The sequence below is a fragment of the Janthinobacterium sp. CG_23.3 genome, from assembly GCF_046115965.1.
Lineage (GTDB): Bacteria > Pseudomonadota > Gammaproteobacteria > Burkholderiales > Burkholderiaceae_D > Janthinobacterium.
In genome coordinates, this window is record NZ_JBJXIB010000033.1 from 1 (window position 1) to 16,277 (window position 16,277).

The 16,277-nt window shown below is 67.9% G+C and carries 16 protein-coding genes; 5 read left to right on the forward strand and 11 right to left on the reverse strand.

Annotated elements, in window-relative coordinates; all coding sequences use genetic code 11:
* Window positions 1-22: 22 nt before the first annotated feature.
* From ACFDR9_RS10455 to waaA, 5 genes are all read left to right on the forward strand, one after another.
* The gene (locus ACFDR9_RS10455; protein ID WP_409030984.1) at window positions 23-154 is read left to right on the forward strand and encodes a hypothetical protein; all 132 of its coding nucleotides are present in this window, start codon (window positions 23-25) and stop codon (window positions 152-154) included.
* Window positions 155-428: 274 nt separating this feature from the next.
* Window positions 429-737 (forward strand): H-NS family nucleoid-associated regulatory protein, encoded by a 309-nt coding sequence (locus ACFDR9_RS10460; RefSeq protein ID WP_409030960.1) that lies wholly within the window; start codon window positions 429-431, stop codon window positions 735-737.
* Between the two features lie 169 nt (window positions 738-906).
* The gene (locus ACFDR9_RS10465; RefSeq protein ID WP_026133004.1) at window positions 907-2,301 is read left to right on the forward strand and encodes a phosphomannomutase/phosphoglucomutase; all 1,395 of its coding nucleotides are present in this window, start codon (window positions 907-909) and stop codon (window positions 2,299-2,301) included.
* A gap of 5 nt (window positions 2,302-2,306) precedes the next feature.
* Window positions 2,307-3,332, forward strand: a complete 1,026-nt coding sequence (gene waaC, locus ACFDR9_RS10470; protein ID WP_409030961.1) for a lipopolysaccharide heptosyltransferase I — start codon at window positions 2,307-2,309, stop codon at window positions 3,330-3,332.
* On the forward strand, window positions 3,332-4,612 hold the full coding sequence (gene waaA / locus ACFDR9_RS10475; protein ID WP_409030962.1) for a lipid IV(A) 3-deoxy-D-manno-octulosonic acid transferase: 1,281 nt from the start codon (window positions 3,332-3,334) through the stop codon (window positions 4,610-4,612). The genes waaC and waaA overlap by 1 nt, the downstream gene beginning before the upstream one ends.
* 36 nt (window positions 4,613-4,648) lie before the next feature.
* On the opposite strand, the gene ACFDR9_RS10480 is transcribed toward waaA, so the two are convergent.
* From ACFDR9_RS10480 to miaB, 11 genes are all read right to left on the reverse strand, one after another.
* Window positions 4,649-5,557, reverse strand: a complete 909-nt coding sequence (locus ACFDR9_RS10480) for a M48 family metallopeptidase (RefSeq protein WP_409030963.1) — start codon at window positions 5,555-5,557, stop codon at window positions 4,649-4,651.
* A 44-nt stretch (window positions 5,558-5,601) separates the two neighbouring features.
* On the reverse strand, window positions 5,602-6,342 hold the full coding sequence (locus ACFDR9_RS10485) for a 1-acyl-sn-glycerol-3-phosphate acyltransferase (protein ID WP_026133003.1): 741 nt from the start codon (window positions 6,340-6,342) through the stop codon (window positions 5,602-5,604).
* 13 nt (window positions 6,343-6,355) lie between these two features.
* Complete coding sequence (gmhB, locus tag ACFDR9_RS10490; RefSeq protein ID WP_017877276.1) at window positions 6,356-6,928, reverse strand: D-glycero-beta-D-manno-heptose 1,7-bisphosphate 7-phosphatase; 573 nt, start codon at window positions 6,926-6,928, stop codon at window positions 6,356-6,358.
* A gap of 14 nt (window positions 6,929-6,942) precedes the next feature.
* Window positions 6,943-9,051 carry a glycine--tRNA ligase subunit beta gene (gene glyS / locus ACFDR9_RS10495; RefSeq protein ID WP_017877275.1) on the reverse strand — a complete coding sequence of 703 codons (2,109 nt, stop codon included), beginning with the start codon at window positions 9,049-9,051 and terminating at the stop codon, window positions 6,943-6,945.
* A gap of 31 nt (window positions 9,052-9,082) precedes the next feature.
* On the reverse strand, window positions 9,083-10,021 hold the full coding sequence (gene glyQ / locus ACFDR9_RS10500) for a glycine--tRNA ligase subunit alpha (RefSeq protein ID WP_017877274.1): 939 nt from the start codon (window positions 10,019-10,021) through the stop codon (window positions 9,083-9,085).
* A 145-nt stretch (window positions 10,022-10,166) separates the two neighbouring features.
* On the reverse strand, window positions 10,167-11,705 hold the full coding sequence (lnt, locus tag ACFDR9_RS10505) for an apolipoprotein N-acyltransferase (protein ID WP_409030964.1): 1,539 nt from the start codon (window positions 11,703-11,705) through the stop codon (window positions 10,167-10,169).
* 63 nt (window positions 11,706-11,768) lie between these two features.
* On the reverse strand, window positions 11,769-12,647 hold the full coding sequence (locus ACFDR9_RS10510) for an HlyC/CorC family transporter (protein ID WP_017877272.1): 879 nt from the start codon (window positions 12,645-12,647) through the stop codon (window positions 11,769-11,771).
* A gap of 153 nt (window positions 12,648-12,800) precedes the next feature.
* Window positions 12,801-13,208, reverse strand: coding sequence for a DUF4259 domain-containing protein (locus ACFDR9_RS10515; protein ID WP_409030965.1), 408 nt, complete (start codon window positions 13,206-13,208; stop codon window positions 12,801-12,803).
* 125 nt (window positions 13,209-13,333) lie between these two features.
* Window positions 13,334-13,822 carry an rRNA maturation RNase YbeY gene (gene ybeY, locus ACFDR9_RS10520; RefSeq protein WP_017877270.1) on the reverse strand — a complete coding sequence of 163 codons (489 nt, stop codon included), beginning with the start codon at window positions 13,820-13,822 and terminating at the stop codon, window positions 13,334-13,336.
* The gene (locus tag ACFDR9_RS10525) at window positions 13,806-14,858 is read right to left on the reverse strand and encodes a PhoH family protein (RefSeq protein ID WP_409030966.1); all 1,053 of its coding nucleotides are present in this window, start codon (window positions 14,856-14,858) and stop codon (window positions 13,806-13,808) included. The genes ybeY and ACFDR9_RS10525 overlap by 17 nt, the downstream gene beginning before the upstream one ends.
* Entirely contained in the window at window positions 14,855-16,219 is a 1,365-nt protein-coding gene (gene miaB / locus ACFDR9_RS10530; protein WP_017877268.1) for a tRNA (N6-isopentenyl adenosine(37)-C2)-methylthiotransferase MiaB, read from the reverse strand. Before miaB ends, ACFDR9_RS10525 begins: the two co-directional genes overlap by 4 nt.
* Window positions 16,220-16,277: the final 58 nt, after the last annotated feature.

Here is a 16,277-nt window from a genome sequence, read left to right on the forward strand (position 1 = left end):
GATCGATTGCCGGCTGATTCCGATCCCCAGCGCCGAGTATCCGGTGCCGGCGCCGCGGCCGTCCAATTCGGTGCTGTGCTCGGACCGCCTGATCGGACGCTTTTGCGATCTGCCCGATTGGCGCGAGGCGCTGCGATTATGCCTGGAGGAATAGGCGGCGGCGCGGAACGGCAAGGATGAAGAGAAACCGGGCGTCGCCCCCTCCGGTTCTTATTGCCGATAAATAATATTTATTTCAACCGCGCTTATCGCCGCGGCGGCATAGCGGCGCCATAGCGCGCGAATATATGCCGCGATGCCGGCATAATCCGATCCGATCGCGTATAGGATGCGCTTCGGATAAGAAGAACCGGTGTTGTCCTGATAATGTAGTATATTCCGCTCACCGCTAAGGTTTTATGCCTATAACTCGTACAAAAGGAATCACGATGGATTTATCGAATATGTCGGCGCCCGAGCTGCGCAACCTTCAGGACAAAATCAAGCAGGAAATGAAAAAGCGCGAGCACCGCGATATCGCCAAGGCGCGCGAGCAAATTCTGGCGATCGCCCAGAGCGTCGGCATTCCCTTGAAAGAGCTGGTCGCCAGCGGCGTGCGCGCCAAGACCGGCAGCGTGGCGGTGCGTTACCGCAACCCCGACGACGAGTCGCAGCAGTGGACCGGCCGCGGCCGCCAGCCGAAATGGGTGAAGCAATGGACCGATTCGGGCAAATCGATCGATCTGCTGCGGGTATAATTCGGTATACTTCCTCGGCGCGCGGAACCGCAGTCCGGTTCGGCGAGCCGCCCTTGGCGCCGCGGCGGACGTCGTTTGACGCCGCCCGGGCCTTCCCGTTGATGTTTGGCGATACCGCGGCGCCGGCCGGTTTGGCATGGCGCGCGGCTTCGCGCGTTTTGAAAATACTATGGTCTCCCTGTCGAAAACAATCTTTAAAGCTTACGATATTCGCGGCATCATCGGCAAAACCCTCGACGCCGATGTGGCGCGGCAGATCGGCCGCGCCTTCGGCCGGGCCGCGCTGGCCAAGGGCCAGAGCCGCGTCGTCATCGGCCGCGACGGCCGCTTGTCCGGACCCGAACTGATCGCCGCGCTGGCCCAGGGTTTGCAGGCGGCCGGCGTCGACGTGATCGACCTGGGCGTGGTGGCCACGCCGATGGTCTACTACGGCACCAACGTGCTCGACACCCAGTCCGGCATCATGGTCACCGGCAGCCACAACCCGCCCGACTACAACGGCTTTAAAATGGTGTTGGCGGGCGAGGCGATCCACGGCGAGACGATCCAGGCGCTGTACCACGGCATCGTTGCGCACCAGGCCGACGCCGGCGCCGCCGACGCCGGCAAGACCGGCGCCTACTCGACCCACGACATCCGCGCCGCCTACCTCGAACGCATCCTCGGCGACGTCAAGCTGGCGCGCCCGATCAAGATCGCGGTGGACTGCGGCAACGGCGTCGCCGGCGCCTTCGCCGGCGACCTGTTCCGCGGCATGGGTTGCGAAGTGATCGAGCTGTTCTGCGAAGTCGACGGCACCTTCCCGAACCACCATCCCGACCCGGCCCATCCGGAAAACCTGCAAGACCTGATCCGCTGCCTGCGCGACTCCGACGCCGAGATCGGCATCGCCTTCGACGGCGACGGCGACCGCCTCGGCGTCGTCACCAAGGACGGCCAGATCATCTACCCGGACCGGCAGATGATGTTGTTCGCCGCCGACGTGCTGACGCGCCATCCTGGCGAGCAGATCTTGTACGACGTCAAATGCACGCGCCACCTGGCGCCGTATATCGCCAAGCACGGCGGCCGGCCGCTGATGTACAAGACCGGCCACTCGCTGGTCAAGGCCAAGCTACGCGAAACCGGCGCCCCGCTGGGCGGCGAAATGAGCGGCCACATCTTCTTCAAGGACCGCTGGTACGGCTTCGACGACGGCATGTACGCCGGCGCCCGCCTGCTGGAAATCCTGACGCGCGAAAGCGACCCGTCGGCGTTGCTCAACAGCCTGCCGCAGTCCGACAGCACGCCCGAGCTGCACCTGGAGTTGAAGGAGGGCGAGAACGTCGCGCTGATGGAGCAGTTGCACGCCAACGCCGAGTTCCCCGGCCACCAGCAGATCATCACCATCGACGGCTTGCGCGTCGAGTACGCCGACGGCTTCGGCCTGGCGCGCTCGTCGAACACCACGCCGGTGATCGTGATGCGCTTCGAGGCTGAAACGCCGGCCGCGCTGGCGCGCATCCAGGCGCAGTTCAAGAGCGTCATCCTGGCCGCCAAGCCGGACGCGCAACTGCCTTTCTGAGCCGGATGGGGGCGCCTGCCGGCTCGGCCAAGCCGTTGAACATCCTGCTGGTGCGCGTCTCCTCGATGGGCGATGTGCTGCACAACCTGCCGATGGTGGCCGACATCGCCCGCCATTTCCCCGACGCCCGTATCGACTGGGTCGTCGAGGAGGCTTATACCAGCCTGGTGCGGCTGAACGGCCGGGTCGGCACGATCCTGCCGTTCGCGCTGCGGCGCTGGCGCAAAAGCCTGGGCAGCAAAGCCACCCGGGCCGAAATCGGCGCCTTCTTCAAAACCCTGCGCGAAAAACGCTACGACTACGTGTTCGACACCCAGGGCCTCTTGAAGACCGGCGTCGTCATGGGCGCGGCGCGGCTGGCGCCGGGCGGGCACAAGGTCGGCCTGGCCAACGGCAGCGAAGGCTCGGGCTACGAAGGCATCTCGCGCCTGTTCCACAGCAAGAGCATCGCGCTCGATCCGCGCACCCACGCGGTGGCGCGCGGCCGCCTGGTGGCCGGCGCCGCGCTCGGCTACCAGGTCGACACGCCGGCCGATTTCGGCCTGCCCGACGGCCCCCGGCCGGAACCGCGGCCGGACTGGATGCCGGCGCAGCCGTACGCGGTGTATTTCCACGGCACCGCGCGCGACGCCAAGAAGTGGGCGGCGCAAAACTGGATAGACCTGGGCGCGCAACTGGCGCCGATGCCGATCCTGCTGCCCTGGGGTTCGGCCGCCGAGCTGGCCGAGGCCGAACTGCTGGCGGCGGCGCTGCCGAACGCGCGCGTGCTGCCGAAGCTGTCGATGGCCGACGCCGTCACGCTGGCGCGCCACGCCGCGCTGGCGGTCGGCGTCGACACCGGCCTGACCCACATCGCCGCGGCGTTCACGCGCCCGACGGTGGAACTGTACTGCGATTCGCCGCGCTGGAAAACCGAGGGCAACTGGTCGCCGATGATCATCAACCTGGGCGACCGCGGCGCGCCGCCGGGCGTGGCGCAAGTGCTGGCCGCGGCCAAGAGCTTGCTGGCCCAGAGTTTGCCGACGCCATAGTGTTACGCTTCTATTCCCTGATGTGGTGGTTGGCGCTGCCGCTGGTGTTGGCGCGGCTGTGGCTGCGCGGGCGCCGGGAACCCGGCTACCGCCTGCACTGGGCCGAGCGGCTCGGCTGCTACGGCCGGCGTCCGCCGGGCGCCGCGCCGATGACCGTCTGGCTGCACGCCGTCTCGGTCGGCGAGACCCGCGCCGCCGAGCCGCTGGTGGATGCCCTGCTGGCGGCCTGGCCCGAGTGCCGCATCGTCCTGACCCATATGACCCCAACCGGGCGCGCCGCCGGGCGCGCGCTGTTCGCCCGGCACGGCGCGCGCCTGCTGCAATCCTATCTGCCCTACGACACCGGCGGCATGGTGGCGCGCTTCATCGCCCGTTTCGAGCCGCGCCTGTGCATTTTGATGGAAACCGAGGTGTGGCCGAACCTGATCGCCCAGTGCGGCCGGCGCGGCGTGCCGGTGGCGCTGGTCAACGCGCGCCTGTCGCAGCGATCGCTGGGCAAGGCGCGCCGCTTCGGCCGCCTGCTGCTGGACGCCGCGCGCGGCATCAGCCTGGTGGCGGCGCAGACCGAGGCCGACGCCGCCCGCGTGCGCGAGCTGGGCGTGGCGCGGGTCGCCGTCACCGGCAGCATCAAATTCGACGTCGCGCCGGCGCCCGCGGCGCTGGCCGCCGGCGCGCGCCTGCGCGGCCAGATCGGCGCCCGTCCGGTGCTGCTGTGCGCCAGCACGCGCGACGGCGAGGAGGCGCTGATCCTGGACGCCTACCGCCGCGCCGCGCTGCCGCCCGAGCTGCTGCTGGTGATCGTGCCGCGCCACCCGCAACGCTTCGACGAGGTCGCCGCGCTGGTCGGCGGGCACGGCCTGGCGCTGCGCCGGCGCACGCAACTGGCGTCCGACGGCGCCGCGCTGGCGGCCGGCGTGCAGGTGCTGCTGGGCGACTCGATGGGTGAAATGTTCGCCTATTACGCCGCCTGCGACTGCGCCTTCGTCGGCGGCAGCCTGCTGCCGCTGGGCGGGCAGAATCTGATCGAGGCCTGCGCGCTGGGCAAGCCGGTGCTGACCGGGCCGCACACCTTCAACTTCGCGCTGGTGACGCAGGACGCCATCGAGGCCGGCGCCGCCGAACTGGCGGCCGACGCCGACGCGCTGCTGCGCCAGGCCGGCGCCCTGCTGCGAGACGAGGCCCGCCGCGCCGCGATGGGCGCCAGCGCGCTGGCCTTCGCCGGCCAGCACCGCGGCGCCACCGCGCGCACGCTGGCGCTGCTGCGGCCGCTGCTGGCGTAAGCCGACCGACGACAATCGCGTTAACCGAGCGGCGCGCTACCACAGCGCCGGCAGTTCCTGCGAGCGTTTGCGCAGCGCCTGCTTGGCGCCGTCGTAGTCCGGGTAGACCGATTCGACGGTGGCCCAGAAGCGCGCGCTATGGTTCATTTCCAGCAGGTGCGCCAGCTCGTGCGCGACGACGTAGTCGACCAGCGGCAGCGCGAAGTGGATCAGGCGCCAGTTCAGGCGGATTTTGCGCTGCACCGTGCACGAGCCCCAGCGCGTGCCGGCCGACGACAGCGCGAACGAGTGGAAGCTCACGCCCAGCTTGGCGGCGTAGACGTCGAGCCGCTCGGCGAACAAGCGCCTGGCCTCGTCCTGCAGCCAGGCGCGAACCTTCTCCTTCAATTGTTGTTCGGTGCCGGCCGGCGGGACCCAGACGTGCAGCTCGCCCGAGTCGCGGTTGATGCTGGCGCGGTGGCGCGCCGCGTAATGCAGGCGCAGCGTGATGGAGCCGCCCAGGTAGGGCAGCGCGGCGCCGTCCGTCCACACCACCGGCGGGCGTTGCAGGCGCTGGGCGCGGCGTTCGCGCCGTTCGTGCAGTTTGGATAAAATCCAGCCCTGCTTGGCGCGGATGGCGTTGTCGATTTCGGCCAGCGTGATGCGCTTGGGCGCGGTCACGCGCAGGCCGTCGTCGTCGATCATGAAGCCGATCGAGCGCCGCGTCGAGCGGCGCAATTCGTATTCGATGCTGTGCTGGCCCAGTTGCAGCTGGCGTAGCGGCGGCGCGTCGGGCGCGCGCGGCGGCGAGGGCAGGGCGGCCGGCGGCGGCGCGCTCCATAGCAGCGACGGCGGCGTCGATGGCGGTGCTGGCGGCGTCGGCGGCGCGCCCGGCGCCTTGGCGGCGGCCGGGGCGTCCTGCGCGAACAAATCCAGTTGCTGACCGTTGACCTCGAGTGACTTCATTTGCTGTCGCAGTGTCGGTTCCTGGATCGTCGCGCCGATGCCGTCTAGCCAGCGCTGTAGGCGTGAGGCGAAATGACGCGCATTTCTGATTCTATCCAATTTTCCACCTGTTGCATCATGCTGTCCGGCGTGTGGCCTTCCGGCGAAATCGGTTTGCCTATCGAGACCGTGATCAAGCCCGGCCGCTTCAAAAACGATTGCTTGGGCCAGCATTCGCCCGAGTTGTGCGCAATCGGCACCACCACGGCGCCGGTGTCGATCGCCAGCCGGGTGCCACCGCTTTTGTATTTGCCCTTCTGTCCGACCGGAATGCGCGTGCCTTCAGGGAACATGATAATCCATTGGCCGTCCGCCAGGCGGCGTTTGCCGTGCGCGACCACGTTCTTGAAGGCGTTCTTGCCCTGTTTGCGGTCGATCGGGATCATGCGCAGCAGCGCCATGGCCCAGCCGAAGAAGGGGATGTACAGGATTTCCTTCTTGAACACGTAGACCAGCGGGCGCGGCAGGCTGGGCAGCAGGAAGATGGTTTCCCAGGCCGACTGGTGCTTCGAGAGCACGATGGCCGGCGCGTCGGGGAAGTTGTCGGCGCCCTTGACCTGGTAGCGGATGCCGCAGATGACCTTGGCGCACCACAGGATGAAGACGTTCCAGCGCGAGGTCACCCAGTAGCGCTTGTTGTACGACAGCGGCGCGGCGAAAAAGCACACGCAGGCCCAGACGATGGTGGCGACGATCATGATGACCATGAACAGCAGGGAACGCAGAAACAGGGAAGTATTACGCAATGCGGGCTCCAGATTAAGTGCTAAGGGCGGTGTTCGGGGGCGCCGCCGGCGCCGTTTTCAACAGGTGGCCGACCATCCCCGCCAAGTCGGGGAAGACCAGGGTGCCGGGCGGCAGGCCGCCGTCGGCGTGGGTTTTCTCGCCCTTGCCGGTCAAAACCAGGTAGGGCGCGCAGCCGCTCTTGAAGCCGGCCTGCAGGTCGCGCAGCGAGTCGCCCACGGTCGGCACGCCTTTCAGCGTGGTCTTGTAGCGCTGCGAAATTTCATCGAACATGCCGGGCTTGGGCTTGCGGCAGTCGCAGCCGTCGACCGCCGCGTGCGGGCAGAAGAAGATCGCGTCGATGTTGGCGCCGACCTGCTGCGCCAGCGCGTGCATCTTCTGGTGGATCGCGTTGAGGATCGTCATGTCGAAGAACTCGCGCGCGATGCCGGACTGGTTGGACGCCACCACGACGCGGTAGCCGGCCTGGTTCAGGCGCGCGATCGCCTCCAGCGAGCCGGCGATGGGCAGCCATTCGGCCGGCGATTTGATGAAGTCCGGCGAGTCGTGGTTGATGACGCCGTCGCGGTCGAGGATGATCAGTTTCATCGCCGGTGCTCCCATCAGGCGGCCAGTTTCGAGATGTCGGCGACGCGGTTCATCATGCCGTGCAGCGACGACAGCAGCGCCAGGCGGTTGTTGCGCAGCGCCAGGTCCTCGGCCATTACCATGACGTCGTTGAAGAAGGCGTCGACGTCGTCGCGCAGCTGGGCCAGGGTCTTCAGCGTGCCGGCGAAGTCGCCGCCGGCGAACGCCGCGTCGACCTGCGGCTGCACCCGCAGCAGCGCCGCCGCCAGGTTCTTCTCGGCCGCGTCCCGCAGCAGCGCGGCGTTGACGCCGGCCGCCGCGACCTGGCTGAGCGCCTCCTCGTTCTTTTTCAGGATGTTGGTGATGCGCTTGTTGGCCGCGGCCAGCGAGGCGCTCTCCGGCAGCGCGGCGAAGGCTTGCACCGCCTCCAGGCGCTGCACGATGTCGTCCAGGCGGTCCGGGTTCTGCGCCACCACGGCCTCGATCTCGTTGGGCGAGAAGCCGCGCTCGCGCAGGATGCCGCGCAGGCGTTCGAGCATGAAGACGGTGACGTCGGCGACCGGGTCCTTGAAGCCGGGCAGCGCGGCGAAGGGCCGCGCGGCGTCGGCCAGCAGGCCGCCGATCGACAGCGGCAGGCGTTTTTCCAGCAGCATGCGCAGCACGCCCAGGGCGTGGCGGCGCAGCGCGAACGGGTCCTTGTCGCCGGTCGGCTGCAGGCCGATGCTCCAAATGCCGACCAGGGTTTCAAGCTTGTCGGCCAGCGCCACGGCGGTGCCGGTGGCGCTGCCCGGCAGGCCGTCGCCGGCGAAGCGCGGCTGGTAGTGCTCGGAGGCGGCCAGCGCCACCTCGTCGTGCTCGCCGTCGTGGCGCGCGTAGTAGGTGCCCATGATGCCCTGCAGCTCGGGGAACTCGCCGACCATGTCGGTCAGCAGGTCGGCCTTGGCCAGCATCGCGCCGCGTTCGGCCAGGCCGACGTCAAAGCCCAGCTTGGCGGCGATGGCGCCGGCCAGCGCCTTGACGCGCTGCATGCGCTGCGCCTGGCTGCCCAGCTTGTTGTGGTAGACCACGTTGGCCAGCAGCGGCAGGCGCGCCTCCAGGGTTTTTTTCTTGTCTTGCTCGAAGAAGAACTTGGCGTCCGACAGGCGCGGGCGCACCACCCGCTCGTTGCCGCCGACGATGTGCTCGGGCGTCGCCGTCTCGATGTTGGAGACGATCAGGAAGCGCGAACGCAGCTTGCCGGCGCTATCGGTCAGGGCGAAGTACTTCTGGTTGGTCTGCATCGTCAGGATCAGACATTCCTGCGGCACGTCGAGGAACTCCTCCTCGAAGTGGCACTCGTAGACCACCGGCCATTCGACCAGCGCGGTCACTTCGTCGAGCAGCGCTTCCGGCATCAACACCAGGTCGGCGCCGGCCTTGGCCAGCAGCTGGGCGCGGATGCTGTCCTTGCGCGCGTCGTTGCCGGCGACGACCTTGCCTTCGGCTTGCAGCTGCTCGGCGTAGTTGTCGGCGTGGGTGATGCTGACGGCGTGGGCGCGCTCGGCGCACAGGAAGCGGTGGCCCAGCGTGGTGCGACCCGCTTGCAGGCCCAGCAGCGTGAGCGGCACGACGTTGATGCCGTGCAGCGCCAACAGGCTGTGCGCCGGGCGGACGAATTGCACGGTGCTGGCGTCGGGGCGCTGATAGCTCATCAGCTTGGGAATCGGCAGCTTGGCGGCCGACTCTTCCAGCGCGCCCTGCAGGCCGCTGGCCAGCGCGCTGCCGGGCGCGGTGTGGGTGTAGAAGAAGCTGTCGGCCTTGCCGTCGGCGGCGCGTTCCAGCTCGGCCACGGTGACGTGGGAAAAGCCCAGCGCCGCCAGTTTCTTGGCCAGCGGCGCGGTGCCGGCGCCGCTGGCGTCGAGCGCCACGCTGACCGGCAGGATTTTTTCGCGGATCGCCTTGTCGGGCGAGACTTCGCGCACGTTTGTGATGGCCACGGCCAGGCGGCGCGGCGTGGCGTAGGTGGTGGCGACGCTGTCGGCTTCGAGGAAGTCGCGCGCCTTGAGGCCGTTGTAAATGCCGGCGGCGAAGGCGGCGCCCAGTTTGGCCAGCGCTTTCGGCGGCAGTTCTTCGGTCAGCAGTTCGATGAGCAGTGTGTGGTTCATGGTGTCTTGGTGCGTTACGGTGAAGCGGCGCTTACGCGGCGCAGGGCGCGGCGGCTGGCGCGGCGGGGCGGTCGGCGGCGTCGAGCATCGGGAAGCCGAGGCGCTCGCGCGACTCGTAATACGCTTGCGCGACCAGGCGCGACAGCGTGCGCACCCGGCCGATATACGCGGCGCGCTCGGTCACCGAGATGGCGCCGCGGGCGTCGAGCATGTTGAAGCTGTGCGAAGCCTTCATGATTTTCTCGTAGGCCGGCAGGGTCAGCTGCAAGTCGATCAGGCGCTTGGCCTCGGCCTCGTAGTTGGCGAACTGGGCGAACAACAGCTCGGTGTTGGCGTGCTCGAAGTTGTAGGTCGACTGCTCCACCTCGTTCTGGTGGAAGACGTCGCCGTAGGTCAGCTTCTTGGCCACGCCGTTCTCTTCCCATTCGGTCCAGACCAGGTCGTAGACGTTTTCCACGCCCTGCAGGTACATCGCCAGGCGTTCGATGCCGTAGGTGATTTCGCCCAGCACCGGCTTGCAGTCGAGGCCGCCGACTTGCTGGAAGTAGGTGAACTGGGTCACTTCCATGCCGTTCAGCCAGACTTCCCAGCCCAGGCCCCAGGCGCCCAGGGTCGGGCTTTCCCAGTCGTCTTCGACGAAGCGCACGTCGTTTTGCTGCAAGTCCAGGCCGAGCGCGGCCAGCGAGCCCAGGTACAGGTCGAGGATGTTTTCCGGCGCCGGCTTCAACACCACCTGGTACTGGTAGTAGTGTTGCATGCGGTTCGGGTTGGCGCCGTAGCGGCCGTCCTTCGGCCGGCGCGACGGCTGCACGTAGGCGGCGCGCCAAGGCTCCGGTCCGATCGCGCGCAGGAAGGTGCCGGTGTGGAAGGTGCCGGCGCCGACTTCCATGTCGTAGGGTTGCAGCAGGGCGCAGCCCTGTTTGTCCCAGTAGGATTGCAGCGTCAGGATAATTTGTTGAAATGTGAGCATCGTGGTTGGTCTCTACGCGAATGACGGCGCGCGCCGGGCGAGGGCCTGGCGTCGCAAAGCGCTTAATTTTAGCGGGTTTTAAAGGCAGGCTGTGACTCTTCCAGCAACTATCTGCCGACTATCAGCAAATTCGTGCGTTCAGGCGTCATCGGCCCGGTTGTTGCGTTTCATTGGGACCGGCGCCGGCCCGCCTGCGCTGGCGCCGCGCCAGCAGGCCGGCGCCGGCCAGGGCCAGCGCGGCGATGGCGAGTATGAGTTTATTGCCAAACAATATATACGGCGTCACGCCGCCCATGCCCTGCACCGTCGCCGCCAGCGTGGCGCGGGTGTGCGGCGCCAGCGCGCTGGCGATGGCGCCGCGGCCGTCGACGACGGCGGTGCCGCCGGTGTTGCCGGCGCGGAGCATCGGCCGACCCGTCTCCAGGCTGCGCATTTGCGAAATTTGCAGGTGCTGGGGCATCGCCGTCGAGTCGCCGAACCAGGCCAGGTTCGACATATTGATCAGGATCGAGGCCGGTTGCCGGCCGGCGCGGTGCGCCGCCGCCAGCTGGTCGGCGATTTCCTCGCCGAACAAGTCTTCGTAGCAGATGTTCGGCAGCACCAGCTGCTCGCGCACCGCGAACGGCGCCTGCACCGGCGCGCCGCGCTGCATGTCGCCCAGCGGAATGGCCATCATCGCCACCAGCCAGTGCAAGCCGTCCGGGGTCGATTCGCCGAACGGCACCAGGTGGTGCTTGTCGTAGCGGTAGGTCGGCGCGCCGTCGCGCGGGGCGAAGCCGACGGCGCTGTTGGCCACCTGCGACGGGCGTTCCAGCAGCGGCATGCCGAGTAGGACGTGGCTGTCCGACTTGACGGCGAATTGGGCCAGGCTGGACAGGTATTCCGCCGGCAGCTGGTGCGGGAACAGCGTCACCGCCGTTTCCGGCGTGGCGATCAGGTTGGCCGGCGCGGCGGTGACGGCGCCGTGGTACATGCGCAGCGCGTCCTCGACGTTGGCGGGATTGAATTTCTGGTCTTGCGGCACGTTGCCCTGCACCAGGCGCACGCTGAGCGGGCGCCCGAACGGTTCGGTCCATTGGACCTGGGTCAGCGCGAAGCCGGCCGCGAAGGTGCCCAGCACCAGGGCGGCGGCGGCCAGGCGGGTGCGGTGCGCCAGCAGCAGCAGCGCGCCGGCGCTCAACGCCGCCAGCCAGCCCAGGCCGTAGACGCCGAGCAGCGGCGCGTAGCCGGCCAGCGGGCTGGCGTTGTGGGCGTAGCCGGCGACGACCCAGGGCAGGCCGGTGAAGAACCAGCCGCGGCACCATTCCTGCAGCGCCCACGCGGCCGGCAGCACCAGCAGGTTCATCAGCGGCAGCGGCAGCAGCCAGCGCCGGCGCAGCCAAGCCGCGCCGGCCATGGCCAGGCCGACGTATAGGCCCATCAGCGCCGCCAGCAGGGCCACCGCCAGCGCCGCCAGCGGCGCCGGCATGGCGCCGTAGCGGTGCATCGAGATGAACAACCAGTACATGCCGGCGCCGAACCAGGCCGCGCCGTAGGCCCAGCCGACCAGGAAGCCGCCCTTGACGGCGTTGGCGCGCAGCATTTGGTAGAACAGGACGGCCAGGCTGGCGATTTGCAGCGGCCAATAGCCGAACGGCGCGAACGCCAGCACGGCGCCGGCGCCGGCCAGCGCGGCGATCAGCATGCGCCCGCGGATGGGGCGGGGCGGGGCGGGCGGGTCGCCGGGGCGGGCGCGTCGAAAGCGCATTTAGACGTCGGACACGGCCGCGTCGGGCAGCTTTTCAACCAGCAGCACGTGGACCTGCCGGGCGTCGGCGCGCAACACCTCGAAGCGCAGGTTGCCCAGGTCGAACACGTCGCCCTTGTGCGGCATGCGCCCCAGGTGGTTCGAGACCAGGCCGCCGATGGTGTCGACGTCCTCGTCGGCCAGCGCGGCGCCGAGCGTGTCGTTGAACTGGCCGATCTCGGTGAGCGCCTTGATGCGCCAGCGCGGGCCGTGCTGGCCCTCTTTGATCGAGAGGATGTTGTCCTCCTCCTCGTCGAAGTCGTATTCGTCCTCGATGTCGCCGACGATCTGCTCGAGCACGTCCTCGATGGTGATCAGGCCGGCCACGCCGCTGTATTCGTCGACGACGATGGCCATGTGGTTGTGGTTGGCGCGGAAGTCGCGCAGCAGCACGTTCAGGCGTTTCGACTCGGGGATGAAGATGGCCGGGCGCAGCATGTCGCGCACGTCGAAGCTTTCCTCGGCGTAGTAGCGCAGCAGGTCTTTCGCCAGCAGGATGCCGATCACCTTGTCGCGCTCGCCCTCGATGGCCGGGAAGCGCGAGTGGGCCGTGGCCAACACGGTCGGCATCCATTCCTCGATGGGTTTGCTGATGTCGATCATGTCCATCTGCGAGCGCGGCACCATGATGTCGCGCGCGGACAGGTCGGACACCTGGAACACCCCCTCGATCATCGACAAGGCGTCGGCGTCGATCAGGTTGCGCTCGTGCGCATCGTGCAGGACTTCAAGAAGTTCCGCGCGGTTCTCTGGCTCGGGGGAAATCAGTGCGGTCAGGCGTTCAAACAGTGACCGGTGGGGCTTGGCGTCATTTTTGACGCCACTAGGGTGCTCTTGCATAGGAGGCGTGAGCCGTTGTTACGAAGGGGTATAGGATACACCAAAAGGCCGGCGTTGATGGATTTTGTCGGAAAGGCATGGCCGCGCCGGGCTAGGGGGCGTTGTTAATCGTGCGCGGCGACGCCGCGAAAGCGGGCCGGCGCGCCGCGAACGCTATGCCGCCACGCGCGCTTTCAGCGCCAGCACGGCGGCGCGCCACTCCTCGTAGTGCTCGCTTTCCTGCCATAGTTGGCGCAACTCGGACTGCTCGCCGAGGACCCGCTCGATGGCCCGCAGCGCCTTGCCGGCCAGCGCCGGCGAGACTTTCTGCTTGCGCTGGGCGACCCAGCGGTCGATGTCGGCGCCGCCGCCGTCGTCCTCGTCGCCGCCGTTACCTTGTAGCCGCGCCAGCACGTCGATCGCCGCCAGCGCCTCGGCGCCGAACGGCGCCTCCAGCTCGCCGTCGCCGAGGGCGTAGTCGAGCGTGCTCTCGATCGGCTCCAGGTTGCCCGCCTCCTGCAAATCCTGCGCCCAGTCCAGCGCGTAATCGTTGCCGTATGTATCGACAGACCATGTACCCATGTAGTGCTCCTTCAATGGCGATGTTCGTAGCTCGGGTGAGCCCGCCAGGGCGTAACCTGCCTGGCGCCGGCGGCCGCCAGGCGTCGGATGACGCCGCGCTAATCCGCGGCCTAGTGAGCGGCTTCTCAGCCTTGCGCTTCGGCGGCGTACGGGTCGGCGACGCCGAGCTTGGCCAGGATCTCGGTTTCCAGACCCTCCATCTCGGCGGCCTCTTCGTCGTCCATATGGTCGTAGCCCTGCGCGTGCAGCACGCCGTGGACGATCAGGTGCGCGGTGTGCGCCTCGACGGTTTTGTTCTGCTCGGCCGCCTCGCGCTCCAGCACGTCGGTGCACAGGACGATGTCGGCTTGGGTCGGCGCGTCGTCGGCCACGCCGCCGCCCATGTCCTCGCCCTCGTTGTAGGCGAACGTCAGCACGTTGGTCGCATAGTCCTTCTCGCGGTAGTCGCGGTTCAGGGTGCGGCCCTCGTCGGCGTCGACGAAGCGGATGGTCAGCTCGGCCGGGGCGAACAGCGCGGCCTTGACCCAGCGCCGCACCTTCGGCCGCGTGATGCTCCCTTGCAGGCGCGGGTCGGGGTATTGCACCGACAGGGATAGCTTATTTTTTTCGATCATTTTTTTTCGTCGATGTCAGAAGGGGGGCCAGCTCGTGCGCCACCGCTTGCGCGCTCTGCGCGCTTTCATAGGCGTCGACGATGCGCGCCACCAGCGGATGGCGCACCACGTCGGCGCTGGTGAACTGGGTGAAGGCGATGCCGCGCACGTCCTTCAGCACGGAAATCGCGTCGATCAGGCCGCTCTTCTGGCTCTTCGCCAGGTCGACCTGGGTGACGTCGCCGGTGATCACCGCCTTGCTGCCGAAGCCGATCCGCGTCAGGAACATCTTCATCTGTTCGACCGTGGTGTTCTGCGCCTCGTCGAGGATGACGAAGGCGTGGTTCAAGGTGCGCCCGCGCATGTAGGCCAGCGGCGCGATCTCGATGACCTGTTTTTCAAACAGCTTCTGGGTGCGGTCGAAGCCGAGCAGGTCGTACAGCGCGTCGTACAGCGGGCGCAGGTAGGGGTCGACCTTTTGCGCCAGGTCGCCCGGCAGGAAGCCCAGCCGCTCGCCGGCCTCGACGGCCGGACGGGTCAGGATGATGCGCTTGACGGCGTCGCGTTCCAGCGCGTCGACGGCGCAGGCCACCGCCAGGTAGGTCTTGCCGGTGCCGGCCGGGCCGACGCCGAAGCTGATGTCGTGTTCCAGGATGGCGCGCAGGTAGGCGATCTGGTGCGGGGTGCGCCCGCGCAGGTCGCTGCGGCGCGTCTTCAGCACCGGGCTCTGGATGTCCGGTTCGACGAAGGGCGTGGCCGGGTTGTGCTCGGACGCGGCCGACAGGTTGGCGCGCTGCTCGACCAGGGCCAGTTGCACCTCTTCCAACGGCACCACCTTGTTGGCGATGGCGTAAAACTGTTCGAGGATGGCGACGGCGCGCTCGGCGTTGCTGCCGCCGACGATGAAGCGCTCGCCGCGGCGGAAGATGGTGACGTCGAGCGCGGCGGAGATTTGCCGCAGGTTTTCATCGAGCGGCCCGCACAGGTGGGCCAGCCGGCTGTTGTCGAGCGGCTCGGGGACGAAGTAGTGCGGTTGGATCGGGGTCTTGGTTTTCAAGAGGCTCTTTTCAGGTCGACGGCGGCGGCCACCAGGTCGCCGCGCAGGGTGTAGGAGTGGCTGGCGCTGATGCGCACCTCGACCAGCTGGCCGATCAGGCGCGCCGCGTCGGCGCCGGCGTCGAAGTTGACGACGCGGTTGTTTTCGGTGCGCCCCTGCAGTTCGCCGGGGTCTTTCTTCGACGGGCCCTCGACCAGGATGCGCTGCACCGTGCCGACCATCGCCAGGCTGTACCGCTTGGTGTTGGCGTCGATCGCCGCCTGCAGTCTTTGCAGGCGCGCCAGCTTGACCTCGTGGGGGGTGTCGTCGGCCAGGCTGGCGGCCGGGGTGCCGGGGCGTTTGCTGAAGATGAAGCTGTAGCTGTTGTCGAAGCCGACGTCGGCGATCAGCTTCATCATCGCCTCGAAGTCGGCCTCGGTCTCGCCGGGGAAGCCGACGATGAAGTCGGACGAGATGGCGATGTTCGGCCGCACCGCGCGGATGCGCCGGATGATCGACTTGTATTCGAGCCCGGTGTAGCCGCGCTTCATGGCGCCGAGGATCTTGTCGCTGCCGTGCTGGGCCGGCAGGTACAGGTGGTCCACCAGTTGCGGGATCTTGGCGTAGGCGTCGATCAGGCGCTGGGTGAATTCCTTCGGATGGCTGGTGACGAAGCGGATGCGCTCGACGCCGGGGATGGCGGCGACGTATTCGAGCAGCAGCGCGAAGTCGGCCACCTCGCCGTCGCCGTCCATGACGCCGCGGAAGGCGTTGACGTTCTGCCCCAGCAGCGTGATTTCCTTGACGCCCTGGGCGGCCAGCCCGGCCACCTCGGCGAGCACGTCGCCGAAGCGCCGCGAGACCTCCTCGCCGCGGGTGTAGGGCACCACGCAATAGCTGCAATATTTGCTGCAGCCTTCCATGATCGAGACGAAGGCGGCGGCGCCGTCCACCTTGGCCGGCGGCAGGTGGTCGAACTTTTCGATTTCGGGGAAGCTGATGTCGACCTGCGGCTGGCCGCTGCTGCGGCGCGCGCTGATCATCTGCGGCAGGCGGTGCAGCGTTTGCGGGCCGAACACCATGTCGACGTAGGGCGCGCGCGCGACGATGGCGGCGCCCTCCTGCGAGGCGACGCAGCCGCCGACGCCGATCAGCAGGCCGGGTTTCGCCAGTTTCAGTTCGCGCAGCCGGCCCAGGTCGGAGAACACTTTCTCCTGCGCCTTCTCGCGCACCGAGCAGGTATTGAGCAGGATCACGTCGGCGTCTTCCGGATTGTCGGTGCGCACCAGGGCGTCGGAGGCGCCCAGCACGTCGGCCATCTTGTCCGAGTCGTACTCGTTCATTTGGCAACCGAATGTTTTGATGAAAACTTTTTTCTGCATGGAATAAGGCGCCTAAGGGTTGTGCCGGGGGCGCGCAGGCGGGCGCGGCGCTGTGCGC